The 26,450-nt window shown below is 59.1% G+C and carries 24 protein-coding genes and 1 riboswitch; of the genes, 17 read left to right on the forward strand and 7 right to left on the reverse strand.

Going from position 1 to position 26,450, the window contains the following annotated elements; translation table 11 throughout:
• Positions 1 to 4: 4 nt before the first annotated feature.
• From gabT to PB2503_RS06425, 3 genes are all read left to right on the forward strand, one after another.
• Positions 5 to 1,330, forward strand: coding sequence for a 4-aminobutyrate--2-oxoglutarate transaminase (gabT, locus tag PB2503_RS06415; RefSeq protein ID WP_013300423.1), 1,326 nt, complete (start codon positions 5 to 7; stop codon positions 1,328 to 1,330).
• 134 nt (positions 1,331 to 1,464) lie between these two features.
• Positions 1,465 to 2,088: a tetratricopeptide repeat protein gene (locus PB2503_RS13910; protein WP_013300424.1), complete on the forward strand. Its 624-nt coding sequence runs from the start codon at positions 1,465 to 1,467 to the stop codon at positions 2,086 to 2,088.
• A 154-nt stretch (positions 2,089 to 2,242) separates the two neighbouring features.
• Positions 2,243 to 2,944, forward strand: coding sequence for a fumarylacetoacetate hydrolase family protein (locus PB2503_RS06425; RefSeq protein WP_013300425.1), 702 nt, complete (start codon positions 2,243 to 2,245; stop codon positions 2,942 to 2,944).
• On the opposite strand, the gene PB2503_RS13915 is transcribed toward PB2503_RS06425, so the two are convergent.
• On the reverse strand, positions 2,925 to 3,572 hold the full coding sequence (locus PB2503_RS13915; RefSeq protein ID WP_013300426.1) for a PH domain-containing protein: 648 nt from the start codon (positions 3,570 to 3,572) through the stop codon (positions 2,925 to 2,927). The genes PB2503_RS06425 and PB2503_RS13915 overlap by 20 nt on opposite strands.
• 134 nt (positions 3,573 to 3,706) lie before the next feature.
• Here PB2503_RS13915 and PB2503_RS06435 point away from each other — a divergent pair, with 134 nt between their 5' ends.
• The 4 genes from PB2503_RS06435 (at position 3,707) to ettA (ending at position 7,470) form a co-directional block, all read left to right on the forward strand.
• Positions 3,707 to 4,150, forward strand: a complete 444-nt coding sequence (locus PB2503_RS06435) for a VOC family protein (protein WP_013300427.1) — start codon at positions 3,707 to 3,709, stop codon at positions 4,148 to 4,150.
• 70 nt (positions 4,151 to 4,220) lie between these two features.
• A complete protein-coding gene (locus tag PB2503_RS06440) occupies positions 4,221 to 5,153 on the forward strand; it encodes a hypothetical protein (protein WP_013300428.1) in 933 nt (310 codons plus the stop codon).
• Between the two features lie 56 nt (positions 5,154 to 5,209).
• Positions 5,210 to 5,692: a GAF domain-containing protein gene (locus tag PB2503_RS06445; RefSeq protein ID WP_013300429.1), complete on the forward strand. Its 483-nt coding sequence runs from the start codon at positions 5,210 to 5,212 to the stop codon at positions 5,690 to 5,692.
• Positions 5,693 to 5,805: 113 nt separating this feature from the next.
• Positions 5,806 to 7,470 carry an energy-dependent translational throttle protein EttA gene (gene ettA / locus PB2503_RS06450; RefSeq protein WP_013300430.1) on the forward strand — a complete coding sequence of 555 codons (1,665 nt, stop codon included), beginning with the start codon at positions 5,806 to 5,808 and terminating at the stop codon, positions 7,468 to 7,470.
• A gap of 55 nt (positions 7,471 to 7,525) precedes the next feature.
• On the opposite strand, the gene PB2503_RS06455 is transcribed toward ettA, so the two are convergent.
• Entirely contained in the window at positions 7,526 to 8,152 is a 627-nt protein-coding gene (locus tag PB2503_RS06455) for a DUF4760 domain-containing protein (protein WP_013300431.1), read from the reverse strand.
• 249 nt (positions 8,153 to 8,401) lie between these two features.
• Positions 8,402 to 8,647: a GlsB/YeaQ/YmgE family stress response membrane protein gene (locus tag PB2503_RS06460; RefSeq protein WP_013300432.1), complete on the reverse strand. Its 246-nt coding sequence runs from the start codon at positions 8,645 to 8,647 to the stop codon at positions 8,402 to 8,404.
• A 142-nt stretch (positions 8,648 to 8,789) separates the two neighbouring features.
• Here PB2503_RS06460 and PB2503_RS06465 point away from each other — a divergent pair, with 142 nt between their 5' ends.
• A complete protein-coding gene (locus PB2503_RS06465; RefSeq protein ID WP_013300433.1) occupies positions 8,790 to 9,578 on the forward strand; it encodes an alpha/beta hydrolase in 789 nt (262 codons plus the stop codon).
• Positions 9,579 to 9,586: 8 nt separating this feature from the next.
• On the opposite strand, the gene PB2503_RS06470 is transcribed toward PB2503_RS06465, so the two are convergent.
• On the reverse strand, positions 9,587 to 9,964 hold the full coding sequence (locus tag PB2503_RS06470; protein WP_013300434.1) for a hypothetical protein: 378 nt from the start codon (positions 9,962 to 9,964) through the stop codon (positions 9,587 to 9,589).
• 219 nt (positions 9,965 to 10,183) lie between these two features.
• On the opposite strand from PB2503_RS06470, the gene PB2503_RS06475 reads away from it, so the two are divergent.
• From PB2503_RS06475 to PB2503_RS06485, 3 genes are all read left to right on the forward strand, one after another.
• Positions 10,184 to 11,485 carry a pilus assembly protein TadG-related protein gene (locus tag PB2503_RS06475; protein WP_013300435.1) on the forward strand — a complete coding sequence of 434 codons (1,302 nt, stop codon included), beginning with the start codon at positions 10,184 to 10,186 and terminating at the stop codon, positions 11,483 to 11,485.
• A 223-nt stretch (positions 11,486 to 11,708) separates the two neighbouring features.
• On the forward strand, positions 11,709 to 13,007 hold the full coding sequence (locus PB2503_RS06480; RefSeq protein WP_013300436.1) for a TadG family pilus assembly protein: 1,299 nt from the start codon (positions 11,709 to 11,711) through the stop codon (positions 13,005 to 13,007).
• Between the two features lie 173 nt (positions 13,008 to 13,180).
• Complete coding sequence (locus tag PB2503_RS06485) at positions 13,181 to 14,476, forward strand: TadG family pilus assembly protein (protein WP_041534921.1); 1,296 nt, start codon at positions 13,181 to 13,183, stop codon at positions 14,474 to 14,476.
• Between the two features lie 7 nt (positions 14,477 to 14,483).
• Here PB2503_RS06485 and PB2503_RS06490 read toward each other — a convergent pair whose 3' ends face one another.
• Positions 14,484 to 15,479, reverse strand: coding sequence for a glutaminase (locus PB2503_RS06490; protein ID WP_013300438.1), 996 nt, complete (start codon positions 15,477 to 15,479; stop codon positions 14,484 to 14,486).
• A 155-nt stretch (positions 15,480 to 15,634) separates the two neighbouring features.
• On the opposite strand from PB2503_RS06490, the gene PB2503_RS06495 reads away from it, so the two are divergent.
• Together PB2503_RS06495 and PB2503_RS06500 are read left to right on the forward strand one after the other, a co-directional pair.
• Positions 15,635 to 18,424, forward strand: coding sequence for a TonB-dependent receptor (locus PB2503_RS06495; protein ID WP_013300440.1), 2,790 nt, complete (start codon positions 15,635 to 15,637; stop codon positions 18,422 to 18,424).
• Positions 18,425 to 18,665: 241 nt separating this feature from the next.
• Entirely contained in the window at positions 18,666 to 19,715 is a 1,050-nt protein-coding gene (locus PB2503_RS06500; RefSeq protein WP_013300441.1) for a phytase, read from the forward strand.
• Between the two features lie 55 nt (positions 19,716 to 19,770).
• Here PB2503_RS06500 and PB2503_RS06505 read toward each other — a convergent pair whose 3' ends face one another.
• Positions 19,771 to 20,874, reverse strand: a complete 1,104-nt coding sequence (locus tag PB2503_RS06505) for an NAD(P)/FAD-dependent oxidoreductase (RefSeq protein WP_041535392.1) — start codon at positions 20,872 to 20,874, stop codon at positions 19,771 to 19,773.
• Between the two features lie 146 nt (positions 20,875 to 21,020).
• A riboswitch (TPP riboswitch) is annotated at positions 21,021 to 21,121 on the forward strand.
• A gap of 73 nt (positions 21,122 to 21,194) precedes the next feature.
• Between PB2503_RS06505 and PB2503_RS06510 the strand changes: the two genes are divergently transcribed.
• Positions 21,195 to 21,977, forward strand: a complete 783-nt coding sequence (locus PB2503_RS06510) for a PaaI family thioesterase (protein WP_013300443.1) — start codon at positions 21,195 to 21,197, stop codon at positions 21,975 to 21,977.
• Positions 21,974 to 23,881 (forward strand): phosphomethylpyrimidine synthase ThiC, encoded by a 1,908-nt coding sequence (gene thiC, locus PB2503_RS06515; protein ID WP_013300444.1) that lies wholly within the window; start codon positions 21,974 to 21,976, stop codon positions 23,879 to 23,881. Before PB2503_RS06510 ends, thiC begins: the two co-directional genes overlap by 4 nt.
• 103 nt (positions 23,882 to 23,984) lie before the next feature.
• On the opposite strand, the gene PB2503_RS06520 is transcribed toward thiC, so the two are convergent.
• Entirely contained in the window at positions 23,985 to 24,194 is a 210-nt protein-coding gene (locus PB2503_RS06520) for a cold-shock protein (RefSeq protein WP_013300445.1), read from the reverse strand.
• 275 nt (positions 24,195 to 24,469) lie between these two features.
• Between PB2503_RS06520 and PB2503_RS06525 the strand changes: the two genes are divergently transcribed.
• A complete protein-coding gene (locus PB2503_RS06525; RefSeq protein WP_148235217.1) occupies positions 24,470 to 25,063 on the forward strand; it encodes a hypothetical protein in 594 nt (197 codons plus the stop codon).
• A gap of 44 nt (positions 25,064 to 25,107) precedes the next feature.
• Positions 25,108 to 26,307, forward strand: a complete 1,200-nt coding sequence (locus PB2503_RS06530) for a saccharopine dehydrogenase family protein (protein WP_013300447.1) — start codon at positions 25,108 to 25,110, stop codon at positions 26,305 to 26,307.
• Positions 26,308 to 26,450 lie beyond the last annotated feature (143 nt).

A 26,450-nucleotide genomic window follows, 5' to 3' on the forward strand; every position in this document is an offset into this window, starting at 1 on the left:
CCCCATGACCGCCGCCGGCAGCAATGATTATCCCTCAACCGAGCTGTTGGTCGCCCGCCGAAACGACGCGTGCCCGATGGGCTTGCCCTCCAAATCAGGCCTCTACGCGGAGCGGGCCGAGGGGGCGGAAATCTGGGATGTCGACGGCAAACGCTATATCGATTTCATCGCCGGCATCGGGGTGTTAAATGTCGGGCACCGTCATCCCAAGGTCCAAGAAGCGATCAAGTCTCAGCTCGACAAGGTCGTGCACACCGCGTTCGGTGTCGCCCAATATGAGCCCTATATCGCGCTGGCCGAGCGGCTGAATGAGCTTGTCGCCAAGGCCGGGAACGGGGCCAGCGCCTATAAGACGATGTTCGTCAACACCGGCAGTGAAGCGACCGAACAGGTATGCAAATTCGCCCGTCGGATCACGGGGCGGCCAGGCCTTATCGCCTTTGAGGGGGCGTTTCACGGTCGGACCCTGCTGGCGACGGCCCTGACCGGGAAGGCGGAACCCTATAAGGCCGGGTTCGGACCATTCCCCCCTGATATCTACCACGCCCCTTATCCGAACCCTTATATGGGCATGAGTGTGGAAGGGGCGCTGAATTGCCTTCACCACATCGTTGGCACCTCCATCCGGGCGGAAGACGTGGCGGCGGTGATTATCGAACCGGTCCAGGGCGAGGGGGGGTTCATCCCCGCCCCGATCGACTATTTGCGCGGCCTCAAAGAATTTTGCGAGACCCACGGGATTTTATTGATCGCCGACGAGGTGCAGACCGGCTTTGCCCGAACCGGGCGGATGTTCGCCATTGAGCACGCTGGGGTGGAGCCGGACTTTTTAATCTGTGCCAAGTCCATTGCCGGCGGCCTGCCCTTGGGGGCAATCACCGGCAAGGCGAGCCTGTTCGATAAGATCGCGCCGGGGGGCATGGGGTCGACCTTTGGCGGCAATCCCGTCGCCTGCGCGGCGGCCCTCGCCGTTCTCGATGTGATCGAGCAGGAGGGCTTGATCGAGCGGGCCGAAGTGATCGGTCAACGGATCGAAGCGCGCTGGCGAGACTTGGCGGAGGGTCCAGCCAGGGGCATTTTTGGCGACATTCGCCGGGCCGGGGCCATGGCAGCCATTGAATGTGTCCGCGATGCCGACGCGCGGGAGCCAAATCCCGACTTCGCCGCGGCCTTGCAGAGCATGGCGCGGGACAAGGGCCTCATCTTCTTGACCGCCGGGCGCAAGGCCCATGTCATTCGTACCCATGTGCCGTTGACGATCGCCGACGATCTCCTTGAGGAGGGGCTCGACCTCTTTGCCGAGGCCACCCTAGCAACCTTGAAAGGGTGACTGGGCACAAGGGGGCGGCATCCGCTCCCATCCGCCCCCTGGCGTCCATGACCTGAGGGAAGGCCCCGCCTCCCGCTCTTGTGGGACGGGCGGGGAGAGGGTAGCGTTAACCTGATCGAACCGGGAGAGAGGCTATGGGGCTCAAGGTTTTCGCGATGGCGGCGGCGCTCACCGGCGCCGGCTTGTCAGGCGCGGTTGCGGCGGAGGCTTCGTCCACCGCTCCCCTTCTCCACACACAAGAAGTGATGGCCGCTGATGCGGCGGCCTATGCCCATGCCTGGTCGCAAAAGGCGGGTATTGTGGGTGAGCTCACGGGGCAGGCGATCGCTTCGATTGAGGCGGGCGGGCCTGTGAATGTCGCGCTGCTGCAACGGGAAGCGAGCTATGGCAATAGCGACGCCCAGGCCGCGCTCGGCCTCTACCACCTCACCGCCAAAGGGGCGGGCTTCGACCCGGCGGCGGCCTTTGCCTATAATGAGGTGGCGGCACGGCAGGGGATGCCGGTGGCGCAGACCAATCTCGGCTTGCAATATTTGAATGGGATCGGCACCCAAAAGAACGAGGCTCAAGCCGCCCATTGGTTCGAGACGGCGGCGATTCGTGGCCATGACGAGGCGGCCTATCGCACCGGGATGATGTATCTTGCGGGCCAAGGGGTGCAAAAGGACCCCGTGATGGCCCGGTATTGGCTCTTGAAAGCGCGGGAGGCGGGGGACCGCCGCGCCGCCCAGGTTCTTGAGACCTTCGCAAGCTTTTAAGATGGACCCCAGTGGCACCCCTGAGTTGGGGGGCTTTGGTGCCGGTGGGGGGGCGAAGCGCGTGACGGCCGGCGTTGCGCGAGGCCCCTTTCGCCTTCTGATGAGATGAAACGGGGCTCCCCCACCGCCTGCAAAGAGGATCAAAGATCGGTTGATGACGGATTTTCTGTTCGAGCCTCCTACACCACTCATCTTGCCCACAAGTGCCGGGGACTATTACCCTGTGCACCGCATTTTTTGTGTCGGGAAGAACTACGCTGCCCATGTGGCGGAACTTGGCTTTGATCCAGCGACTAGCGAGCCGATCTTTTTTTCGAAACCGACTGTGGGGGCCGTCTCGGCGCCCACCCTTCAGTCTGCGGAATCGGTCGTTGTGTCCTATCCCGCCGCGACCGATTTGTTGCATTACGAAGGCGAGTTGTTCATGGCCCTGACCGATGGTGGCTTTGACGTGGCTGAGGACGACGCGCTGGATCTTGTCGGCGGCATTGGCCTCGGATGCGATCTCACCCGTCGGGATTTGCAGATGGCGGCGAAGGAAGCGGGCAATCCTTGGGATCTCGGCAAAGGGTTTGACGGCAGTGCGGTGCTTGGTGGGATCGCCCTTGGGACATTTCCCGCTGATATAACCGGCTACACCTTATCACTCAACGATCAGGTCAAGCAGTCCGCTCGCCTCGAGGATATGATCTGGTCGCCGGCGGCGGTGATTTCCCGCCTCAGCCGCTATGGGGCTCTCCGCCCGGGGGATGTCATTTTCACCGGGACGCCGGAGGGGGTCGGCGCCTTGTCCCCTGGCGATCATGTCGTGATCGAGGCGGAAGGCGTGCCGTCGGTCAGTTTCCGGATGGCTTAGGCGCGTCCTTCCCCGCACGACGCATGGGCCGCCCCGTCGGGGACGCCGAGGGAGAGGCGGCTTTGTACGGTCGCCGCTTTGGCGGCTTCGCCCCCCGATGCGGATGTTGCGCGTGCAATTGCGCCTGAAGCGTCTCATCATCCTCCGACGCATTGCGTCCCAGCTCGATAGCCCGACGAAGCTCCAAAGGATTGTCGATATCCGGGAGATGGATCTGGCCAACGCCGGTCCCTTTGAGGGTGAGGCGACCGAACCCCATGAGACGACCGAGAAGCGATTGGTCGACATTGATTTCTTCAATCTTGTTGAGGCTGACCTCTTGGCTGTGCCGCCGCAGAAAGCCCCGTTTGTAGATGAAGCGGCTCGTCGTGACGGCCATTTCCGTCGTGTAAAGATAAACGATATGAGCGATCAGACGACCGGTCCCCGCCGCCGCAAGCAGAAGCGTCGCCAAGACCCAGAACCGGCCGTTCTCCAGTCCCCCCACCGCCCATTCATAAAGGGCATAGACCAGCGGCAGAAACGACAGCCCAAAAAGGCTGTAGGCCGGGAAGGAATAAGTCCAATTAAAGCGCCCCCTGGCGATCACGCGTTCATGGGGTGCCAGCATCTGGACGACATAACTCATGAATGACCTCCTTCGACCCTTTATCCGCTCCGCCTTGATGAGGGTATAGCGCCTGTCTGGAAATGACAGCTCAGGGGATGAATGGCGGCTTATGCCTGCTATTCTTTGGCGGACGGCCAAGGAAGGGGAGGGACATGATCGTTCCGAATTTGATGGTGTCGAACATTCGCCGCTCGCTTCTTTTTTATACCGAGATCGTTGGAATGCGGGAGATGATGGCCCTCGACCCGTCGAATATGATGGTCAGTTCGGCGACCGAGGGGCCGTTGTGCTTCGTCACGCTCGGCCTAGGGGAGGCGCAATTGATGCTGCAAACCGAGGCGCATTTCCGGGCGGCGCTTCCCTCTGAAGCGCCGCCTTCGGATCTATCCTTTTCCGGCAGCCTTTATTTTCGCGCGGCCGACCCCGAGGGGGTGGCATTGCGGGCGGCCTCTTCGACAATCGTCAAAGGGGTGGAAACTTCGTGGTACGGAATGAAAGAATTATGGATCCGCGATCCCGATGGCTATCTCCTCTGCCTTGCCCGGCCTGACGAGGCCGCGCGGCCTGCCACGGGGGAGGAAGAGGGTAGGCACTAACGGGCCTTCGTCCTAAGGTTGATGATAATGGGGACAAAGCGCGTAGGTCGCCAGCGCGCCGGGAGGGGACATGCTTGAGACTTGGCTGATCAGTGATGACTTTGCGATCAATATCATCGCGGGCCTTGCCGTCATGGTGGTTGAGATCGTGGTGATCTTTATCTTTATCAGGCGGGTCATCGATGGCCATGCGAAGAAGCAGGATCGTGCAAAATGGGCGCCGGTCCGGCTCGGCCTCAGAGGGAGTACCGCGCAACAACTCCGATTCTTCAGTTTGATGATCATCAATCTGTTCGACGATCTGCCCATTCGGGAGGCGGAGGCGGCGCGGGAGATTCTCACCGAAAAACCGATCGACGATTGGGCCATCGATCCGCAACGCCTGAGCTGGTACATCGAGGATATCGAACGCCTTGCCTCATTGATGGCGCAAGATCTGGCGCAATTCATTACAGCCCTGCCGCCCGAGGACATTGAGATTGTGGTGCGCATTTCCCGCGCCGCCCACATCGTCCAGCAAATGGCGTACGATATTCGTACATCACGCGCCTACGGACGATTGATCATGCTGGATCGTCTGACTCTCGACTATCTAACGTCCGAGTCCTTCCAAAAAGCATTCCACGGGCTCGACCGGCCATCGGATCTGCTGTCGGTGGGGGACACGCTCCTCCAACGATTGGTGGCGCTCATGGAACACAGTGTGAAGGTCATTACCCGGTCTCTCGGTTTGCTTGAAGCGCGCGGCGCGAAATGGCAGCATTTGCTGCAGGACCGGCCTAAATTGAGAGTGTTTCTGGAGAACGACGTTGCAGCGGCGCGCGAGGCGCTCATCGTGATCCAACATGTTGAGGCCTATTTGAGAGAAGCCGAGGGGAAGCGGAGTGGCGCCTCCCCCTTGCCGTTGAGTGGAACGATGATGACACGGGTCTTCTCAGCTGACCGCGATTTGCGCCCTCTCCTCGGTCGGGAGGCAGACCTGCCCCATCGCCCCGCCTTCTAGGGCGAGGGGGGGAGGAGCCCCCGGTCCAGTGGGCCGCGGCGCCGCCAGGAGAAGACATGATGAGCAACGAAATCCAAGCGGCGCGCGCCGCGATTTACGACCGGGCACGGAAAGAAATATTGGCTGTCCTGGAGGGGGAGACCAATCCGATTGCCAAGATGGCGACCGTTGCCTGCCTGCTCGCAGCGGCCTTTCCCGACAATATCTGGACGGGCTTTTATCTCGTCGATCCAAAGAAGACGGACGAATTGGTGGTGGGCCCCTATCAGGGCACGCTTGGATGCCTGCGCATCCCCTTCGGCCGGGGCGTTTGCGGTGTGGCCGCTGCTGAAGGCGTGACGCAGCTTGTCGAGGATGTGCACGCTTTTCCGGGGCATATCGCCTGCGACAACCGTTCACGGAGTGAAATCGTCGTCCCCGTCCGCGATAGCCATGGCACTCTGCTTGGTGTTCTTGATATCGACAATCCCCAAAGCGCGGCCTTTGGCGAGATCGACCGTCAGGCGCTGGAGACCCTCGTGAGGGAGGTTTTCTGCTAGAGCGCAATCGGCCGGCCGAGTCGTCGCCCAACCGTCTCTGTCAGTTGAGTGGCGCCGGCTTTTCCGGTAGCGCTTGTGTCCTTTCCCAACCCCCTTGACCGGAGTGTCGCGCAATGGCTCGCCAGTACATCTATCACATGAATGGCCTGACCAAGGCCTACGGCGCCAAGAAGATCCTCGATAACGTCCATCTGCAATTCTATCCCGATGCCAAGATCGGCGTTGTCGGCGTGAATGGCGCGGGGAAATCGACGCTGCTGCGGATTATGGCGGGGGTCGATCAGGAATTCTCCGGCGAGGCCTATGTCGCCGAGGGGGCAAAGGTTGGCTATCTCCCTCAAGAGCCCGAACTCGACCCCGAGAAGACCGTTTTTGAGAACGCCGCCGAAGGTCTCGCGGAGATCAAGGAGAAGGTGCAGGCGTTCAACGATGTCTCGATGCAGCTTGCCGAGGACTATTCCGATGAGCTGATGGAAAAGATGTCTGTCTTGCAGGAGGAGATCGATGCCCTCGATGCTTGGGATATCGACTCGAAGGTCGAGATGGCGATGGAGGCGCTGCGATGCCCCCCGGGGGACTGGCCGGTGACGGATCTTTCGGGTGGGGAGAAGCGCCGGGTGGCGCTAGCGAGATTGCTGCTTGCGAAACCCGACCTCCTTTTGCTCGATGAGCCGACGAACCATCTTGATGCGGAGAGTGTCCATTGGTTGGAAAATTACCTCGTTAATTTTCCCGGCGCCGTGGTGCTGATTACCCACGACCGATATTTCCTCGACAATGTGACCGGCTGGATCCTCGAACTCGACCGCGCGAAGGGGATTCCCTATCAGGGCAATTATTCCTCCTGGCTCGACCAAAAGGCGAAGCGGCTGGCGCAAGAACAGCGGGAGGAGGATAAGCGACAGCGGACATTGCAGCGCGAATTGCAGTGGATCAATCAGGGCCAAAAGGCCCGCCAGGCGAAGTCGAAGGCGCGTATCCAGTCCTATGAGGAATTGGCGAATAAAGCCGCCAGTGAAAGTGTCTCGACGGCGCAGATCCAGATTCCTCCCGGGCCTCGCCTGGGCGGCATCGCAATTGAGGCCGAGGGCCTGAAGAAAGCTTTCGGCGACAAGCTGCTCTATGAAGATCTCAGCTTCAAACTCCCGCCGGGCGGGATTGTGGGCATCATTGGGCCGAACGGGGCGGGGAAGACGACCCTGTTCAAGATGCTCACCGGTCAGGAGACGCCCGACGAAGGGGAGATCAAGATTGGGGAGACCGTTAAGCTTGGCTATATCGATCAGACCCGGGAGAATTTGACCGACAGCAATACCGTCTGGGAAGAGATTTCCGGGGGGCTCGATGTCGTCAAGCTGGGCGAGAAGCGCGAGGTCAATTCCCGGGCGTATTGCACCTGGTTCAACTTCAAGGGGGGCGACCAACAGAAGAAGGTCGGCGATCTGTCGGGGGGGGAACGAAATCGGGTACAACTGGCGAAGATGCTCAAGGAGGGGGCGAATCTTCTTCTTCTCGACGAACCGACCAACGACCTCGATGTCGATACCCTTCGTGAACTCGAAGTGGCGCTTGATGATTATCCCGGCTGTGCCGTTGTGATCAGCCACGACCGCTGGTTCCTCGATCGCATTGCCACCCATATCCTGGCGTTCGAAGGGGACAGCCATGTCGAGTGGTTCGAGGGAAATTTCGAGGACTATCTCGAGGATAAGCGGCGGCGCCTCGGGCCGGATGCAGAAGTGCCGCGTCGGGTAAAATACCGGAAGGTGGAACGCTGACGGTTTTGAAGCGTCACGCCGTCGTTTCCGACCTTCCCCCTAAACGCCGGTCTCCTCACCCACGGTTGGGGGGCGGCGGCGGGGTGTCGGCCTGCTGCCGATCGGGAATTTTATACTGGATGGTTTCGTGCCGTTCATCCGCCTGTTGGATGAAGCGGTTTGAAACTCTGATCAGGGCCTCGTAGTCCTTATCCTGATCTTCTTGGAGTAACGTGTTCAGGCGACGGAGAAGCACACGGCGGACACCAACGATCGTATTGCTCGACGACACGTAAATCAGCCGCTCATCAACCTGCTTGTCCTCGATCTCGCGGCAAACGCCTTCGAAGAAATTGAGGACGACGACATGGTCGTAAATCAGTTTCTGGGTGTCGCCGGTATAGGGATCGGCGGTGCCCGTTCCTTCGCTGTATTTACGGAATTCATACAAACGCTGCATCCGAGACATGATCTCGGGCGTTGTCGTCAATGACTTGATCAAATCGATCGTATTGCGCCGCTTTGAGAGATTTTGGCCGACCCAGAACAGGGTGGCGGGGATGACCAGGGCGCTAATCAAACTGGCCAGTGTTCGGATCGTATCGTTGCTCACCCCGATCATCCGAAGACCGACATAAAGAACGATAACGCCGAGGATGATCGCTACAATGGTGAAGAGGAAAGGAAGGCTACGGCTCGCCATGAACTGTCGGCTCCGTCATCGTATCAGCTCCCCGGTGAAAGGTTCTACCCACGAAAAAAGGCGCCAGAGGCGCCTTTCTTATCGTCTCAATCCGTTCAGGATTTTGTTTTGAGCACTTTGACCGATATTGTCGATCAGACTGCGCCCGTACCGCCTGGTTGTCTCATTCTGCACCTCACCAAGTAAAGATAGGAGCTTTGCAGGAAAAAGTCAATATACAGCAGTTTCAGTCCCTAAGACGGGCCACTGTCAGGCCCGCCGACGGATCATCCGGCCAATCCAGATGAGGAGACAGGCGCCGAGAAACGCGATCACCAATTGCCCCAAAACGCCCCCGAGGGTGCCAATGCCGACGGCCAGTAAGAGCCAGTTCAGCACCACCGCGCCGAGCATGCCGAGGGCGATATTCATCCAAATGCTATGCTCGCTCTTCATCGCCTTTTCGGCCAGCCAGCCAGCGATACCGCCGACGATAATCCACAAGATAATACCCATTCCAGACCTGCCTTTCTCGGGCTGTATTTCTTACGTGGCAGAATAGCGCAGCTCGGCCACAAATGTTCCCTAAGAGACGAATGCTTTCGGCAGAGGCTCTCAGCGGCTATACCGGGCTCACATTATTTGAGGTAGGGATAACATGGCCAAGCAGCCGATCGTGCTCATTCACGGAACCTGGGCCACGGGTAACTTATGGCGAGAGGTCCCCGAGACGCTGGAGGCGCTGGGGTTTGAGGTCCACACGCCCACCCTCCGGCATCACGACCATGATTTCGATACGGTGCGTCGGACGGTCAGTACCGCCTCACTGACGGATTATGTCGACGATCTGGTGGCCTATTGCCGGACCCTCCCGGTGCCGCCGCTCCTGCTCGGGCATTCTCTCGGCGGCCTCCTGGCACAGCTTGTCGCCAGTCGGCCGGAAACCGAGATCGCAGGCTTGATTTTGGCCTCCCCGGCGCCCTCTGCGGGCATGTTCAATATGTATCCCAGTATGACCCGGATGTTCTTCGTTCACCATCTGCACCCCTTGTTTTGGCGGCGTCCGGTGATGCCGGATCGGAAGATGTTCGGCTGGGGGGTCATGAACGAACAGGACCCGGGGGTGCGGGACGAGATCTTCGAGCAGTTGGTTCCAGAATCGGGCAGAGCCTATTTCCAATTGGTGTTCTGGTATCTCGATCCGAGCCAGGCCGCGCGGGTCGATGATCGTCAGATCACCATGCCGACCCTCGTCATCAACGGGACAAAGGACAGGATCGTCGTTCCGCGGGTCAGTCGCTTAACGGCGGCGCGGTTCGAAAGGGCCACGCATAGGGAAGTGGAGGGGGCCGACCATAGTCTCCTATGGGGGCGGTTTCACCGACCGACTTTTGGGGTCATCGAAGAATGGCTGGGCGAAAATAGCCTGTTACCAGTCGCCGCATAGTGGGCGCTCTATCGCCCGTCATAAACCTCGCCGCTGCGGGGATCGACATAATAACGATTACCCGCCCGCGCGGCGTCATCTTCGTCATCTGCGCCGAAATAGACGCCGTCGGGACAGTCGGCGACTTCATACAGTTCACATGGGATGAAAGCGCCGTCTCCATCGATATCGCGCGGACTGTATCCATCCGGTCGCCGCAGCGAGCTGCCCGCCGGGCGGCGGCGGGCGAGCTTGTACTTTTCAAATTCGACGGGACTGATGAGGCCGTCTTGATTTTGATCCGCCACGGAAAATGCGGTGATATCGGTGGAAAGCTCACGCACCAGGTCCCCTTCGGTGGGAACCGAATGGGCAATGAGCGCCATGGCAAGAAGATGCAGCCCCATACTCAACCCCCTCTTTTTGGATTATGTACCACAAGATGAATATATTCGCTATTCATGGCTAATTAAGACATCACCGTCAGAATTGTCATTAGCGGCTAAGCTGTGAATGCGAGTTCCTTCTTCGATCCCAATAATTTTAGAAGAATCCCTAGGCGATAATTAAGGCGCCTCGGGAATACTCGTCTCCGCAACAGATGCGTTGTGCATAAGGCCAGTACGATGTCCATTTCGACAGTGATGACAGTTCTCAGAACCGTGGGACGTCCTCTTCAGCGGCTGCGGGGCGACCAACGGGGCAGTATTGCGGTTTTGATGGCGGTAATGCTCGTGCCGAGCGTCGGGCTCGGCGCGCTTATCGTGGACGGGAGCCGCATGCGAACCGCCCATCTCGAAATCCAGATCGTCGCGGAGGCTGCCGCCCTGGCGGCCGCACAGAATTTGCCGAGCGTCGACGATGCGCGCGAAGCGGCCACGGATTACGCCGAGGCCAATCTCGATCCGACTAAATACGGGAATGTCGTGCGGAGCACCGATGTCGAATTTGGCACCTACGACGATTCCAACGGCACCTTTTCTGTGGGCGGAACAACGGCGGTGCGCGTCACGGCGGGGCGTACCGAAGACCGTAGCAATGCCTTCTCAACGCTCTTTGGTGGGGTGATCGGCCGTCCTTCTGTTGATTTGACGGCCAGTGCGATTGCGGTTGCCGAAACCTCTGGCGGCAATCCCATCTGCATTCTCGTCCTGGGCTTTGGCTATTACGGCCTCGATATGGACGGCGATATCAATGTCGATATTCCCGATTGCGGTATCCAGGTGAATTCCGATGACGACGATGCCATGAATTCCAAGGATGATTCCTACGTCAATGCCGCCTATATCCACGTTGTGGGAGAGGTCGATGGGGACACCGATATGCTGAACCCTCAACCGGTGGAGGGGGTGGATCCGGTTGCCGATCCCTATGCCAGCCTTGCGGCGCCGACGTTGAAGCCTTGCGGCGGGACCGATGAGATTGACGGGGGAACCCACACTTTGGTCGACACCTATCGGTTCTGCGATGGGCTCGAAATCGACGATGCGACCGTCACTTTTTCGCCGGGAGAATACCAGATTTCCGGGGATTTCGACCTAAAAGGGACAGCAAATATTTCCGGCACCGATGTGACGATTTATGTCGAAGGAGATCATAGTCGCATTTATTTCCGCCGTGATACGAGCTTTGCTCTCTCTGCGCCGACGACGGGCCCTTATGCCGGTATCGTTATGTGGAGTTCGCGGGATAATGACGAGAGCCACGAATTTTATAGCAACTTTGGCAGTTCGTCATCCGGATCGTTCTATTTTCCCGCGGCTAAGATGGACATCGAGGATGATGCCGTGTGGCACACGGACTGCCTCCGTATCGTCGCCTGGATTTTGGATTTCTCTCCTGATTCAACCTTCTCCGCTTCCTCTCCCGCCACGAATTGTGAAAACAATATCTACGCGAAACCAAGTGGCGTCCGGCTGGTGCGCTAGAGAACGGTTCAGTACCCATTAGGGTACTGAACGCCAAGAGTATTCGACAATCATTGCTAACGGCGCGATGCTCAAGGGGTATCGTGCTTTTTTTTGTCGATGGGACACGTCATATAGTCATCTATAATTAACCCCATGAATTGACCGCCATCACCAAAAAATTAGTCTCTATTTGTAATAAGTGACTAGCTGACATTATAGTTGTCAATGAGTCCGCTTATTTATGACCACCGCCCATCGATTTTGGACTGTTGCCCGCCAAACCCTTGCCCGTTTCTGTACTGAAGAACGGGGCAGTATCGCTGTCATGATGATGCTCATGCTCGTCCCGGCGTTAGGGATAGGGGGGCTCGTTTTCGACGGAAAGCGCATACACACGGCGCATTTAGAACTCGAAATCGTCGCGGAATCGGCCGCGATCGCGGCGGCCTTGCAATTACCGAGCGAGAGTAGCGCCAAAAGCGCCGCGGTTGACTATGCCGAGCAAAATCTCCCTCCGAGCAGCTATGGAGAGGTGGTGCGCGCATCCGATGTAGAAATCGGTTCCTACGATGAGGGGACTGGGACATTTACGGCAGGGGCGGGGACAAGCGCTGTACGGGTGACAGCCTGGCGGCACGAGGACAGAAGCAATAGTCTGCCGACGATCTTCGCTGGCGCGATCGGGCGGGACAGCGTCAATCTCTCCGCCAGTGCTATCGCTGTCAGCCAGAGCTCCAGTGAAGACCCGATTTGCATCCTCGTGCTTGGGAACAAGTTCTATGGCCTCGATCTCGACCTTCGCAGCGAGGTCGATATTCCTGACTGCGGGATCCAGGTAAACTCCGATGAGTATGATGCGGTGCAGGCGAGTTCTTTGGCGACGGTGAATGCCTCCTTCTTCAATGTGGTTGGGAGTGTTTTGGGGTCCACCAGTGGTCTCACCCCAACGCCGACGGAGGGGGCGGACGCAGTAGACGATCCTTATGCGTCTTTAGCTGAACCCACCGCGAAACCTTGCGGCGGTGTCGATGAAATCGATGGGGGAACGCATACCCTGGTTGACACTTATCGCTTTTGCGATGGTCTTGAGATAGACGATGCGACCGTCACCTTCTCTCCAGGAGAATATCAAATCGATGGAGATTTCGATCTCAAAGGGACGGCCAGCATTTCGGGGACGGATGTCACTATTTTTATCGATGGATCGAGAAGTGACATTAATTTTGGTCGGTATTCGTCCTTTCATCTTGAGGCACCGACAACGGGAACCTATGCCGGAGTCCTCCTGTGGACCGCTCGTGATAATGATGAGAGCTTCGAATTTAGGAGCCGCTTCGGTGCCTCGTCTTCGGGATCATTTTATTTCCCCGCCGCGAAGATGGATATCGAGGACAATGTGACGTGGGAGGCCGATTGTTTGCGGATCGTCGCCTGGGTCGTCGATTTTTCTCCGAGGTCGTCCTTTTCTTCAACATCCCCCGGAACGGCCTGCGAGAATAATATTGGGGTGTCCAGTGGCGGCGTGCGATTGGTTCGCTGATGTCTATCAGGGGACATGCGCGGCACTGATGATCAAGCGCCAGCTTGCCAGTGCGATCATTCTACCAATACTCCTCAAAGAGATATAACCTAAGGTTGCATTGTCGACTAATCAATAATTAGTCTCCTCCTGTTTAAAACATGACAAAAATGTCAATGAGGGCGGCATGGGTCATGATAAGAATAATCTCAAAAGCCTTGAATGCTGATCGTCACGCTCGTCGGCTGGCCCACCAGCGGGGAAGTATTGCGACGCTTCTGATGATACTTCTTGTGCCGAGCCTGGGGCTGTCGGCGTTGATCGTCGATGGCAGTCGGATGCGTAACGCTTACCTAGAACTGGAAATCGTCGCAGAGAGTGCTGCCTTGGCCGCAGCGCAACAATTGCCCGACACGGACGCGGCGACATCAGCGGCGGTTGATTATGCCGAAACGAATCTCGACCCGACTGTCTACGGTGAGGTGGTCAAGGCGTCGGACATCGAATTTGGCCAATATGATGAGGCGAGCTCCACCTTTACCAGTGGTGGGGACGCGACGGCTGTAAAGGTAACGGCTCGGCGAGAGGCAGAGCGAGGCAATTCACTGGTAACGCTTTTCGGGGCTGTGATTGGCCGTAAAGAAATCAATCTGTCTGCCACGGCGATCGCGCTGCTCGATTATACGGAGATGGACCCAGTGTGCATCCTGGCTCTTGGGCACCATCTCTATGGTGTGGATATGGACATTTTGATCGATGTCGATATTCCAGATTGCGGGATCCAAGTGAACTCTGATTCGCACACGGCACTGAAATCGCGTTATAATGCCGAAGTGAATGCCGCCTATATTCACGTCGTGGGGCAAGTCCATGGCAACACCAACCTGCTGAACCCCACGCCCGTAGAAGGCGTTGACCCGGTTGACGATCCCTATGCGGACCTTGCCGAGCCCGTGCTAAAGCCCTGCGGCGGTGTCAACTTCATCAATGGAGGGACGCACACGCTCACCGATACCTACAGATTTTGCAGTGGCCTCTACATACATGACGCCGACGTCACCTTATCCCCCGGCGAATACCAGATTTCAGGCCACTTCGATTTGCACGGAACGTCGAGTATTAGCGGCACTGACGTCACCCTATTCATTGAGGGGCACCATAGTCGAATTTACTTTCATCGCTTCTCGACGTTTGATCTGCAAGCCCCCACAACCGGGCCCTATGCCGGTATTGTGATGTGGAGTGCACGGGACAATACACAAAGTCACGAATTCTACAGCCGGTTCGATAGCTCTTCCTCCGGATCCTTCTACTTCCCAGCGGCGAAGATGGATATTGAGGACAAAGCCATATGGGCCTCGGACTGCCTCCGTATTGTTTCATGGACGCTGGACTTCTCTCCGCGCTCGACATTCTCGGCCACATCTCCTGGAAGCACGTGTAGCAATAATATCTACCCCGAGCCTGGTGAGGTGCGGCTGGTGCACTGACCTCTGCTCAGAAAAGGTTTACCCCGGTACGGTGGGAGAACCATTCAAGGGCAAGGGTGCCGGCGTAACTATTTCCGGCATCGTTGAGGGGCGGAGACCACACGGCAACACAGCCGACCCCGGGAATGATGGCGATAATGCCGCCGCCAACGCCTGATTTGCCGGCAAGACCGACGCGATAGGCGAAATCGCCGGAGCGATCATAATGCCCACAGAGCATCATGATCGCATTCACCCGGTTTGTGTGGGCGTCATTCGCAACGGCCCTGTTGGAAATCGGGCAAAGCCCCTCTGCGGCAAGATAGAGCCCCGCTTTGGAGAGATTGGCCACTGACATTTCGATGGCGCATTGTCGAAAATACGTCTCAAGGGTGATCGGAACGTCTTCGCGCAGAATGCCAAAGCTCTTCATAAAGTATGCAAGGGCGCGATTCCGGTCTCCATAGGCGGCTTCGGATCGGGCGATCTTCTCGTCCACCACGATGGCCTGGTCGCCGCTGCTTTCGCGCAGAAATGCCAACAGACGGTCGATGCCCGCTTCATCCCCACAATGACTGATGACGGTATCCGTGACCACCAAGGCCCCGGCGTTGATGAACGGGTTTCTTGGGCGTCCGTGCTCCCGCTCCAATTGGACGATGGAGTTGAACGATGACCCCGATGGCTCTCTGCCGACTCGGCGCCATAGTTTCTCACCTTCTTCAGCCAAGGCGACGCTCAGCATAAAAACTTTAGAGATGGATTGGATCGAAAAGGCGGTGTTCCAATCCCCTGCCGTATAGGTTGTGCCCTCGATCGTACTGAACGCAATGCCGAACGCCTTTGGGTTGGCCGAGGCGAGGGCGGGGATATAGTCTGCCACCTGCCCCTTGCCGAGATGCGGCAAAATATCCGTACAGATATCATCCAGGGTTTGCTGCCAGTCGATATGACCAAAACTGCTCAGACGGTTTGTCTGGGCTGCCGGGGTTGGGTGTCCGCGTGGTTCGGCGGGTCCAGTCATCGCCGGTCTCCTATTGGCCTGTTGCGTAGATGAGACATTCGGGCAACGCGACGATCATCATTGCCGCGAAAGCGGAAGAAGCGCCCCTTTGTGTCATACGCGTGTAATAATTGCGCGGCATGGCGCCCCAAACATTAACACTTGGCAGGGCAACCATGAAACATTCGATTTCTCTTCTCTGCGCGACCTCCGCGTTGTGCTGGACCGCCGCCGTCGCCGCCGAAATCGACGGTCGGGTCACGAATAGCGACGGTGATGTCGCGTTGCGCGGCGCGCAAGTGACGCTGGTCGATACCGGACGGACCGTGACCACTGATCGCGATGGCGGCTTCCGCTTCGCCGGGCTTGCTGCGGGCGAGTACACGCTGGAAATCAGCTATGTGGGGACACCGACCCAGACCGTGACCGTCACGCTGGACGATGCCGCCGATACCGCCATGCCGCGGATCGCGCTCGCCGATGGGGAGGATATCTTCATTGTCGAAGGGCAAATCGGTCAGTTGAACGCCGCCCTCAGCCAACAAAAGGCGGCGGACGGGATCAAAACCGTTCTGTCCGCGGACGCGATTGCCTCCTTGCCCGATGAGAATGTTGCCGAAGCGGCCCGCCGGGCCCTCGGCGTCTCGGTGGCGAACGACCAGGGCGAGGGACGCTTCATCACTGTGCGCGGCATCAGCTCGCAGCTCAATTCGACCAGCGTCAACGGTGTCCGCCTGACCTCACCTGAGGCAGGCGACCGTCGTATCGGCCTCGATGTCGTCGACGCGGATATCCTGAAGAATATCGTGATCAACAAATCGCTGCTGCCCGACATGGACGGCGATGCGATCGGGGGCTCGATCGAACTGGAAACGATTTCCGGCCTCGACCGGGACAGCCGCTTCACCAAACTGAAGCTCGGCTATATCTATTCTGAGTTTAGCGAAGAGTTCGGGCCGAAGGTCTCTGGGACCTATACGGATCGGTTTGCCGATGGACGGCTTGGCGTTGCCCTGTCCGGTTCGTTCCAAAATCGCGAATTCGCGACCGAGAACAAAGAGGTCGATGGCGAATGGGTTACCGACGAAGCGCTGCCCTATCCCGAAGAGCAGCTTGAGTTGCGGAATTACGATGTCGAGCGGGAGCGTCTGTCGCTCGCGGCGAACTTCGACTTCATGGCCACAGAGGACCTGAAGCTCTACGTCCACTCGCTCTTCAACGATTTCTCCGACCAGGAATATCGGAGCCGGGTCGAAGTCGATGTCGAAGACGCAGACTTCGCCTTTGATACCGACGCCGGGATCGTCACGGCTTCAGACGCCAGCGATACGCTGCGCATCGACCGCGACATCAAAGACCGCCTTGAGGAGCAGCAGATCTGGTCGGTGGTGACCGGGTTCGAAAAGACCAAGGATGTCTGGACCATCGACGGGTCGGTGGCCTTCACCCATGCGGAAGAAGCCGAGCCCAATCGGCTCGACACCAATTTCCGTCGCGATTTCGAGGGAGAGGGCGTCTCGATCGGGATCGACGTCAACGATCCGGTGAAGCCGCGCCTGGTGAACATCCCCGGCGGCTATCTCGATGCCTCGCAGTTCGAGTTCGATGCGATCGAGCTGACCAATGGCGAGACCGAGGACGAGGAGCTTGCCCTGACGTTCAACGTCCAGCGCGATGTCGAATTCGGCCGGTTCCCAGGCTTTGTGAAGGTCGGGGCCAAGTCGCGGATGCGGGATAAGTCCTACGATCTTGATTTCGACGTGTACGAAGCGGGGGACGATCTGGCGCTTACCCTCGCCGATGTCGCCACGACCGTGGACTATCCCTTGGATGTGTTCGGTCCGGCGCCGAGTGTCGGGGCGGTGCGTGATTTCTTCTTCACCAATGTTGGGAATGAAGATCTGCTCGAATTCGCCGAAGATGACAGCATCATCGAATCGGCCGTGTCGAGCTACGACTCAGAAGAAGACATTCTCGCCGGCTATCTGATGGGACAGATCGACATCGACAATGTCCGGATCACCGGTGGGGTGCGGGTCGAACAGACCGACTTCAGCGTCACCGGCAATGTCGTGGACGAAGAGGACACCGGGACCATCGTCCAAACCAAAACGGACAATGATTACACCGATGTCCTGCCGTCCGTCGCCCTGCGCTGGGCGGTGAGCGACGATTTCATCGTCCGCGCGTCCTACTTCGAATCGATCATTCGGCCGAATTTCGGACAGGCTACGCCGGCCGGTGTCATCAACGAAGACCTCGAACTCGAAGTCGGTAATCCCGACCTCGAACGGACCGAAGCGGCGAACTTCGATCTCTTGTTCGAATACTACCCTTCCGCGTCGTCGGTTCTGCAAGCAGGGCTCTTCTACAAAGACCTTGAGAACCTGATCACCGGCACGACTTCCAATGTCGACGGGGTCTTCAACGGTCTTGCCTATGACGAGATCTCGACATTCCAGAATATCGACGATGCTGAGGTCATCGGTATCGAGGTGGGCTATCAGCAGGCGCTGACCTTCTTGCCAGCCCCTTGGGACGGCTTCCTTGTGGCGGCGAACTGGACCTACACGGACTCAGAAGCAACGATCCGGGTCGACGAAGACGGTGACGATGTTTTTGAAGAGATCATCAAGATCGCTGTGCCCGGCCAGTCGGACCATATCGTCAATGCGATCGTTGGTTACGATAAAGGGCGCTGGGATCTGCGCGCGGCGCTTTCCTACAAAGGCGAGAATATCGACGATGTTGATATTGACGGCAGCGCCGGCGATGGTCGGATCATCCCTGAGCAGACCTTCCTGGATCTGTCCGCGAAGTACGAGGTCACCGATCGCTTGAAAGTCTACGGCGAGCTCGACAATGTTCTCGATACGGAGTTCCAGGTGACCCAGAATGGTGGGTTGTTGAGCCAGTTCGAGGAATATGGCTTGCGGGCCCAAGGCGGGATCATCTTCAAGTTCTAAGGTGACAGAATACCGGCGCCCTTCGGGGCCTCGGAGGGGGGGGAGAGCCCGGGGCGTCATCCCGGGCTCTTTTCATTTTTGCCCATCAGGGTCGTAAGGGGCGGTTCCAGACGGTCGACAATTGGCTCTAGAGCCGTTTCAGTTCACGAGGAGTCGTGAAACGTCTCTAGGCTTTGGTTGTCCGTTTTCTTTATGCGAACCGGTGCCTACCTCGTGTGTAACGCTCCAGGAGATGTCTGAAATGCGCTTTGTTTTTTCCATGGCGGCGGGATGCGCGCTGTCTTTGCTCGCCGGATGTGCCACCGAAACGATGATGGAGGACGGTCAGCGGCGGGAGACCGATCGATCCGTCCCCGCGATTATGGCGAAGGCGGAAACGTCGCCCGTCGTCTCTTCCGACGACGCTGCCGACGACCCGGCCATTTGGATCAATCCTGCAAACCCCGCCGCCAGTCTCGTTCTTGGAACCGATAAGCAATCGGGCCTCTACGCCTATCGTCTAGACGGAGGCGTTGCCGCTTATCTGCCCGTCGGTCGTCTCAACAATGTCGATGTGCGTCCCCTGGCGGATGGGGCCATCGTGGTGGCGACGAACCGCTCCGACGAAACCGTCACCGTCTTCACCGTCCAGGATGAGGGCATCAACGAGATCGCCAGGATCCCCACCATCCGCCCAGAACCTTACGGTGTCTGTCTCGGTATTGCGGGGGGGGCTTTCACAGCCTTCGTGACGCACAAAACCGGCGAGGTCGACCTCTACCCTCTCCTCACTGTGGAGGGTCAGGCGACGCCGAGTCCGATTATGCCGTGGACGATCGAGCTGGGCGAACAACTCGAAGGCTGCGTTGTCGATGAGCAGAACAGCCAGGTCTTTGTCGGCCGAGAAGAAGGCGGAATCGAGCGTTTCCGTTTGACCACGGATGGAACATTGAGCGACGGGGAGATGATCGACCGTGTCGGCTCCGATAACGGGATCGTTGCGGATATTGAAGGTCTGTCCTTATACGCGAAAGACGATGGTACCGGTTATCTGGTCGCTTCCAGTCAGGGGAATGATACCTACGCGGTCTATGATCGCCTGACGGGCGCCTATCTCGGTCGGTTCCGTATTGCCCCGGGGGATGAGGTTGACGGGGCGGAGGAGACCGACGGTCTCGATGTGACCTCCCGCGCGCTGCCGGGCTATCCGGAAGGCATGTTGGTGGTTCAGGACGGCTTTAACGATGACGGGAACCAGAACTTCAAATATGTGGATTGGCGCGATGTCCGCACGGTGCTGTCCCTTGATTGAGGCCCGTGCCCGTTAAGCGCCTTTGCCCCGTAAGGGGACGGAGGAAAGGGAGTGCTCATCCCCCAAGGCGCTTGACGGCTTCCTGCCCGATCGCGAGGGAGGCCGTCAGACCGGGGCTCTCGATCCCGAACATGGTGACAAGGCCGGGCAGGCCATGCCTGTCCGGTCCATCGATACGGTAATCGGGCTGCGTCGCCCCTTCGGCGTGGATTTTGGGGCGGATCCCGGCGTAATCACTGACCAGGGAGCCTTCAGAAATATCCGGCCAGAACCGTCTGATCGTCTCATAGAAACTCTCAATACGGTCTTCTTCAACGTCGTAGTTCTCTTCGTCGACAAAGCGGAGGTCGGGGCCAAATATCGCCCGACCAGAGAGGTCCCGTCGGTAATGAGTCCCCAGCGCCCCCGGGATGGGGAGGGGATAAATCAGCCGCTCGAACGGTGCCTTGCCTTGCAGGGAAAAGTAGAGACCCTTGCCAAAAAACAGGGGCGGGATATCCGCGCGGGGATATCCCTCAATCGCCTCGGCGGCCTTTTGGGCGCCGAGACTGGCCGCGATGATGAGGCGACGGGCGGTCAGACTCTCCCCCTCATCGCCGAACCGCACGGTAAAGCCACCTTCGGGCAGGGGCGTCGCACCGATAAAGGGGGTTCCAAGAACAACCTGGCCGCCCGCATCTTCGATCCGTCCCCTGAGGGCGAGCATGTAGGAATGGCTGTCAAAAAGACCGCTCTCGGGGGAGAGGAGGGCGGCGGTGGTCGTCGATAAATTGGGTTCGAGCGCGCGCGCCTGATCGCCGGTGAGCGGCGCCATCGCTTCGACGTCATTCGTGCGGGCCTGGTGGAGAATTTTGTCAAGCCGAGGTTCTTCGTCCGTATGCGTGGCGACAACCAATTTGCCGCATTTAGCGTAAGGAACATGGTGGGTGTCGAGAAAATCGTAGAGCTGACGGCGTCCCTCAACGCATAGGCGCGCCTTCAACGACCCCGTGGGATAATAAAGACCGGCGTGAATGACCTCTGAATTGCGGGAACTCACCCCGCTGCCAATGCCCATGGCGCGATCGATGACGATAACCTCATGGCCTTGGGTCGCCAGGGCAAAGCCCGTGGCAAGCCCAACGGCGCCCGCCCCGACGACGATCGCATCGATATCCATAAGACCTCCGTCCGTCAGCGTGATCAGGAAAGGGTAGGGAGCCCCCCGGGGGGACGCAATGCTCCCCGGGGCCCGCGATCGAAAGTCGCGGTCGGCGATCACAGGCCCCCCCATTGCGGCAAGCCAGGCGATATGCCTATGGTCCGACAATAGCCGAGGGGCACCCCGTCGCGAATCGCGGGGTTGAGACGCACCCTTTGAACCTGATCCGGCTGACACCGGCGGAGGGACGGCGAGATCGACCGAGCGCAATCGACCAAGCTCAACGGTTATTCTCGTCTCAATGTGCCTGCCGTTGCCGAGCCACGAAGAGCGAGAGTGTGACGACGATCCTTATCGACCCCCAATTTTGCGGACCACGCCTGAGCGGCAATGGTGGTTATGTCAGCGGTCTCCTCGCCTCGATCATCGGGGGGCCGGCTGAAACCCGCCTGTCTGCGCCGCCGCCGCTTGCCACACCGCTCGATGTCGCGTCGGAGGGGGAGCGGGTCGTGCTGCGCCAAGGGGAGGCCATGATCGGCTGGGCCAGGCCGGCGCAGCCCGAGGTGACCTCGCCTCCTCGTCCCTCGTCCGAGGCCTTAAGCGCCGCCCGCCAGCATTATCTCGATTGGGCCGAGGAGGGGCATTATCTTCCCTATTGCTTCGTCTGCGGACATAAGAGGCGACCGGGGGAGGCGCTGCGGATCTTTGCCGGGCCAATCGACGGGACGCCGGTGAATGCGGATCTTTGGCAACCGGACACATCCCTGGCGGCAGCAGATGGTCTTGTGGATACGCCCTTCCTATGGGCGGCCCTTGATTGCCCCTCAGCCCATTCGCTTCGCCTCGCGCCCGGCACCCTCGTCCTTCTTGCGGGCATGACGGCCCAAATCTATCGCCGACCGGCACCGGGGGAGGCCTTGGTCGCCGCTGGCTGGCCGGTGGAAAGCCGTGGGCGGCGCCACCGGGCCGACAGTGCGCTTCTCGACGAAGCGGGGGAGCCCATCGCCGTTGCCAATGCGCTGTGGGTGACCGTCCCGCCTCAATTATTTGCGTCATTGACCGCCGAGAATGCGGACAATGCGCCCTTCAATTCCCCCTATGTGGAAGGAGACGATCGATGAATAAGCCGACAAGTCAGGCGGAATTCGCCACGCCGCGGGTCACGACCGGGCCCCTCCCGGCCAGCCAAAAGGTCTATGTGCAGAGCGATCGGTTCGATGACGTGGCCGCGCCCGTGCGCTACATCTCCGTCCATCCGTCGGCCAATGAGCCGCCCCTCCCCGTTTACGACTCCACCGGCCCTTATACGGAGGACGGGTTTGAGGCGGCGGTTGAGCAGGGGCTGCCCCGGAAACGGACGGCCTGGATTCTCGAACGTGGGGGGGTGGAAACCTATGAAGGTCGGCAGATCACGCCGGAGGACAATGGCGGCGCCACCGGCGACTATCTGGCGAGGGCCTTTCCCAGGGCCCATTCTCCCATGCGTGAGGTCGAAGGGGGGGATGGCAAGGCGCGCCTCCTCACCCAACTCGACTATGCGCGGGCGGGGATTGTCACCAAGGAGATGGAATATATCGCCATCCGCGAAAATCTAGGGCGGCGGCAGGCAGCGGCACATGCCGCCGAGACGCTTGCCGATGGCGAGAGCTTTGGCGCGGAGATCCCCGAATTTGTCACCGCCGAATTCGTTCGGGATGAGGTGGCGCGCGGCCGGGCCGTCATACCGGCCAATATCAACCACCCCGAAGCGGAGCCGATGATCATCGGCCGGAATTTCCTTGTCAAAATCAACGCGAATATTGGCAATTCGGCGGTCACCTCGTCGGTTGAGGAAGAAGTGGACAAGATGGTCTGGGCGACCCGCTGGGGCGCCGACACGGTGATGGATTTGTCCACCGGCCGCAACATTCACAATACACGGGAATGGATCATCCGAAATTCGGCCGTCCCCATCGGAACGGTCCCGATCTATCAGGCTCTCGAAAAAGTTGGCGGGGTCGCCGAGGATCTAACCTGGGAGGTTTATCGCGATACGCTGATCGAACAATGTGAGCAGGGGGTCGACTATTTCACCGTCCATGCCGGGGTCCGCCTGCCCTTTATTCATCTGACAGCGGATCGTGTGACCGGGATCGTCTCCCGCGGGGGCTCGATCATGGCGAAATGGTGTCTCGCTCACCATAAGGAGTCTTTTCTCTACACCCATTTCGAAGAGATCTGCGAGATCATGCGGCGCTATGACGTCACCTTCAGCCTGGGGGACGGATTGCGACCGGGTTCGACCGCCGACGCCAATGACCGGGCACAATTTGCGGAACTCGAAACTCTGGGCGAATTGACCAAGATCGCCTGGCGGTACGGTGTCCAGGTGATGATCGAGGGGCCGGGCCATGTCGCCATGCACAAGATCAAGGCGAATATGGACAAGCAGCTCAAGGTCTGCGGCGAGGCGCCTTTCTATACCCTGGGTCCTCTGACGACGGATATTGCGCCGGGCTATGATCACATCACCAGCGGGATCGGCGCGGCCATGATCGGCTGGTTCGGGACGGCCATGCTTTGCTATGTGACGCCTAAGGAGCATCTGGGTCTCCCCGATCGTGACGACGTCAAGACGGGCGTCATTACCTATAAGCTCGCGGCCCATGCGGCGGATCTCGCCAAGGGGCACCCGGCTGCAAGGTTAAGGGATGATGCCCTGTCGCGGGCGCGCTTTGAGTTCCGGTGGGAAGATCAATTCAATCTGGGGCTCGATCCAGAGACCGCGCGGGACTTCCATGATCAGACCCTCCCTAAGGAAGCCCACAAGACCGCCCATTTTTGTTCGATGTGTGGACCGAAATTCTGTTCGATGAAAATCACCCAGGATGTCCGTGACTATGCCGGGGGTCTTTCGGACAATGAGCGCAAGGCCCTTGAGGAGATGAGCGAGGAGGAACGCCGTAAGGGCATGGCCGAGATGTCGGAGAAATTCGAGGAGGGGGGCGGCCGCCTCTATGTCTCAGCGCCGGGGGCCGGCAGCTGACAACCGAAGGGCTCTTGCCCTGCTGCCAAAGAAAAGCCCCCGCCGAAAAGGCGGGGGCTAATGTCACCGTCCATCTGGTGATGGGCGATCAATCAGACGATTGTTACGCCATTTGGATGGTGGAAACCGCCATCTTGCCGGAGCGTTTGTCGCGCGCCGTTTCGAAGGTGACCTTGTCGCCTTCGTTCAGCGGCGCGAGGCCCGAACGCTCAAGCGCGGTGGCGTGAACGAAGACATCGCTCGACCCATCTTCCGGTTGAATGAATCCAAACCCTTTTTGGGTGTTGAAGAATTTGACGGTACCTGTGGCCATGGGAAACCCTTTCATTGACCTCGTAGAGAAACGGCGAACACCGTCCGCCGCTATGGGTAGTTCGATATTTTAGGAGAGGTCTATCTGTCGGCGTCTGGGTAGTCGCAAAATAGAGATCGTCCGGCAAACACCGAATTTTCCCAATAGACCTTACCGATGCTGCCGTCAATTGAAGTGAGCCCCTTTTTCATCACAGCCGTGTCTGCCAAGGTCCCGCCGGTTAAAAAGAGGCGGGGCGGAGACGGGGGTCACCCGTCATTGAGAGGAAGAACGGCATGAAGGTGGTAAGAGCATTAATGGTGTCTCTGGCGGGGGCCGCGATCGGGATGATGGGCGCGATCGCGGTGGCGCAATCGCTGACGGCGGACGATGTTGACAGGGCTCTTGCCGCCTTAGAGGCGCTAAAGCCCCTTGTCGCGGATGCAGAGGTAGACTTCGCGCCCCCAGCACTCAGCGCGCAATCCCAAGGTATGACGGGGCCGATGGGGGACCTGGGTCCGGTCTTCTCAACGCGGGAGGATGGGTCCTTGTCGATGTTCTCAGAGGCGATGCGCGCGCTGCCTTCCCAAGTTCCGGCATCGGAAATCAGCACCATCGTTCGTCGCCATGGCTTCGCGTCGATCGACCATTTCGCCCGGACGATGGACCACATCTTCACGGCCTATATCGCGTCGGAGGTCAGTACCGCCGATATCCCGAGCGCCGAGGAGCGCCAGGCCGCTCTGGCATTCGCCCCTCCGCAGATGCGTGCCGAAATGGAGGCGCAGCTGGCGCAACTCGATCGCCTCAAGGCGTTGATCGACGCGGCGCCGGCGGAGAATATCGCGGTTGTCGAGGCCAAGAAGGCGGCGATCGATGCGGCCTTTTAAGGGGGGAGTGGTGATAGGGGGCCTCCCTATGGTAGCGGGGCGCTATGGCTGAAAAATCTTTCGACATTATCGTCTGGGGGGCCACCGGGTTCACCGGTCGCCTCGTCGCGCAGCATCTGCTGAGAACCTATGGCGCCGAGGGCAACCTGAAATGGGCCATGGCGGCGCGTAACCCCGACAAATTGGCCATGGTGGCCAAGGAAATCGGGGCAGAGGATGTCCCCCATCTTTTGGCGAATGCCGATGACCGAGAGAGCCTCGATCGGCTGGCCGCCGCGGCGAAGGTGATCATCACCACGGTCGGCCCCTATCAGCTTTATGGAGAAAAACTGGTGGCCGCCTGCGCCGAAGCGGGGACGGATTATGTCGACCTCTGTGGAGAACCAGGGTGGATGGCGGGCACCATCGCGCGTTATCACGACATTGCCCAACGGACGGGTGCCCGTATCGTCCATTCCTGCGGCTTTGACTCGATCCCCTTCGATCTCGGTGTGCACTACGTCCAAAAGCTGTACCGCGAGGCCTATGGCCGACCGGCGCCCCTGGTGAAGGGGGTTCTGAAAGGGGCCAAAGGGGGGCTCTCTGGCGGGACCTACGCAAGCTTAATGGAAACGGTGAAGGCGGCGGAGACCGATCAGGAGGTTCGCCGCGCCCTTGGCAATGTCTATGGTCTTGCCCAGGACTCCGAGGCGAAGCGACCGCGCCAGCCCGATGTGCGCAAGCCGCGCAAGGATGAAGATGTGGGCGCATGGCTCGCCCCCTTCATCATGGCCGATATCAATATGCCCAATGTGCACCGGTCGAACATGCTGACGGACTATGCCTACGGCCAGGATTTCCGATATCTTGAAATGATGCGGGTGCCAAACCGGGTGGTCGCCTGGGGGCTGGCCGTGGGGCTTGGGTCCTTCATGTCGCTGGTCAAGAACAAGTCCACCCGTGGGCTGGTCCAACGGCTTCTCCCCGATCCGGGTGAGGGACCGTCGGAGAAGGAACGGGAGAGCGGCTTTTTCAAGGTCCTGATGATCGCCAAGGACGAAAAGGGCCTCTCGCTCCGCGCGGAGATCACCGGGGACAAGGACCCAGGCTATGGGGGCACCTCGCGCATGCTGTCCGAGGCGGCGATGACGCTCCTCCATCATCCCGAGGGACAGACAGGCTGCCTGACCACCGCGCCGGCCATGGGCGATGCGCTCATCGACCGGCTAGAGGCACATGCGGGGCTGACCTTCCGCAAACTCTGACCGCCGAGGGGGGGGCTGCGCCTGAATGGGCGCGACCCTGATTGGTTTCAGGCCTGCGCGATATGGCGTAACGCACTGATATTTGAGAACAATTTCATCTTGATGGGAAAAATGCGGTTCGGCCCGTTCGCAAAGGGGAATTT

This window comes from Parvularcula bermudensis HTCC2503 (assembly GCF_000152825.2).
Taxonomy (GTDB): Bacteria; Pseudomonadota; Alphaproteobacteria; order Caulobacterales; family Parvularculaceae; genus Parvularcula; species Parvularcula bermudensis.

Bases quoted from the DNA above. Each gene is read 5' to 3' on its own strand.
- PB2503_RS06480 (WP_013300436.1), top strand. From the start codon at position 11,709: ATGACCACCGCCCATCGATTTTGGACTGTTGCCCGCCAAACCCTTGCC.
- PB2503_RS06470 (WP_013300434.1), bottom strand. From the start codon at position 9,964: ATGGGGCTGCATCTTCTTGCCATGGCGCTCATTGCCCATTCGGTTCCC.
- PB2503_RS13910 (WP_013300424.1), top strand. From the start codon at position 1,465: ATGGGGCTCAAGGTTTTCGCGATGGCGGCGGCGCTCACCGGCGCCGGC.
- PB2503_RS13915 (WP_013300426.1), bottom strand. From the start codon at position 3,572: ATGAGTTATGTCGTCCAGATGCTGGCACCCCATGAACGCGTGATCGCC.
- PB2503_RS06490 (WP_013300438.1), bottom strand. From the start codon at position 15,479: ATGACTGGACCCGCCGAACCACGCGGACACCCAACCCCGGCAGCCCAG.
- PB2503_RS06445 (WP_013300429.1), top strand. From the start codon at position 5,210: ATGATGAGCAACGAAATCCAAGCGGCGCGCGCCGCGATTTACGACCGG.
- PB2503_RS06495 (WP_013300440.1), top strand. From the start codon at position 15,635: ATGAAACATTCGATTTCTCTTCTCTGCGCGACCTCCGCGTTGTGCTGG.
- PB2503_RS06440 (WP_013300428.1), top strand. From the start codon at position 4,221: ATGCTTGAGACTTGGCTGATCAGTGATGACTTTGCGATCAATATCATC.
- ettA (WP_013300430.1), top strand. From the start codon at position 5,806: ATGGCTCGCCAGTACATCTATCACATGAATGGCCTGACCAAGGCCTAC.
- PB2503_RS06485 (WP_041534921.1), top strand. From the start codon at position 13,181: ATGATAAGAATAATCTCAAAAGCCTTGAATGCTGATCGTCACGCTCGT.
- PB2503_RS06505 (WP_041535392.1), bottom strand. From the start codon at position 20,874: ATGGATATCGATGCGATCGTCGTCGGGGCGGGCGCCGTTGGGCTTGCC.
- PB2503_RS06435 (WP_013300427.1), top strand. From the start codon at position 3,707: ATGATCGTTCCGAATTTGATGGTGTCGAACATTCGCCGCTCGCTTCTT.
- PB2503_RS06525 (WP_148235217.1), top strand. From the start codon at position 24,470: ATGAAGGTGGTAAGAGCATTAATGGTGTCTCTGGCGGGGGCCGCGATC.
- PB2503_RS06465 (WP_013300433.1), top strand. From the start codon at position 8,790: ATGGCCAAGCAGCCGATCGTGCTCATTCACGGAACCTGGGCCACGGGT.
- PB2503_RS06475 (WP_013300435.1), top strand. From the start codon at position 10,184: ATGTCCATTTCGACAGTGATGACAGTTCTCAGAACCGTGGGACGTCCT.
- PB2503_RS06460 (WP_013300432.1), bottom strand. From the start codon at position 8,647: ATGGGTATTATCTTGTGGATTATCGTCGGCGGTATCGCTGGCTGGCTG.
- PB2503_RS06530 (WP_013300447.1), top strand. From the start codon at position 25,108: ATGGCTGAAAAATCTTTCGACATTATCGTCTGGGGGGCCACCGGGTTC.
- PB2503_RS06425 (WP_013300425.1), top strand. From the start codon at position 2,243: ATGACGGATTTTCTGTTCGAGCCTCCTACACCACTCATCTTGCCCACA.
- gabT (WP_013300423.1), top strand. From the start codon at position 5: ATGACCGCCGCCGGCAGCAATGATTATCCCTCAACCGAGCTGTTGGTC.
- PB2503_RS06500 (WP_013300441.1), top strand. From the start codon at position 18,666: ATGCGCTTTGTTTTTTCCATGGCGGCGGGATGCGCGCTGTCTTTGCTC.
- PB2503_RS06455 (WP_013300431.1), bottom strand. From the start codon at position 8,152: ATGGCGAGCCGTAGCCTTCCTTTCCTCTTCACCATTGTAGCGATCATC.
- PB2503_RS06520 (WP_013300445.1), bottom strand. From the start codon at position 24,194: ATGGCCACAGGTACCGTCAAATTCTTCAACACCCAAAAAGGGTTTGGA.
- thiC (WP_013300444.1), top strand. From the start codon at position 21,974: ATGAATAAGCCGACAAGTCAGGCGGAATTCGCCACGCCGCGGGTCACG.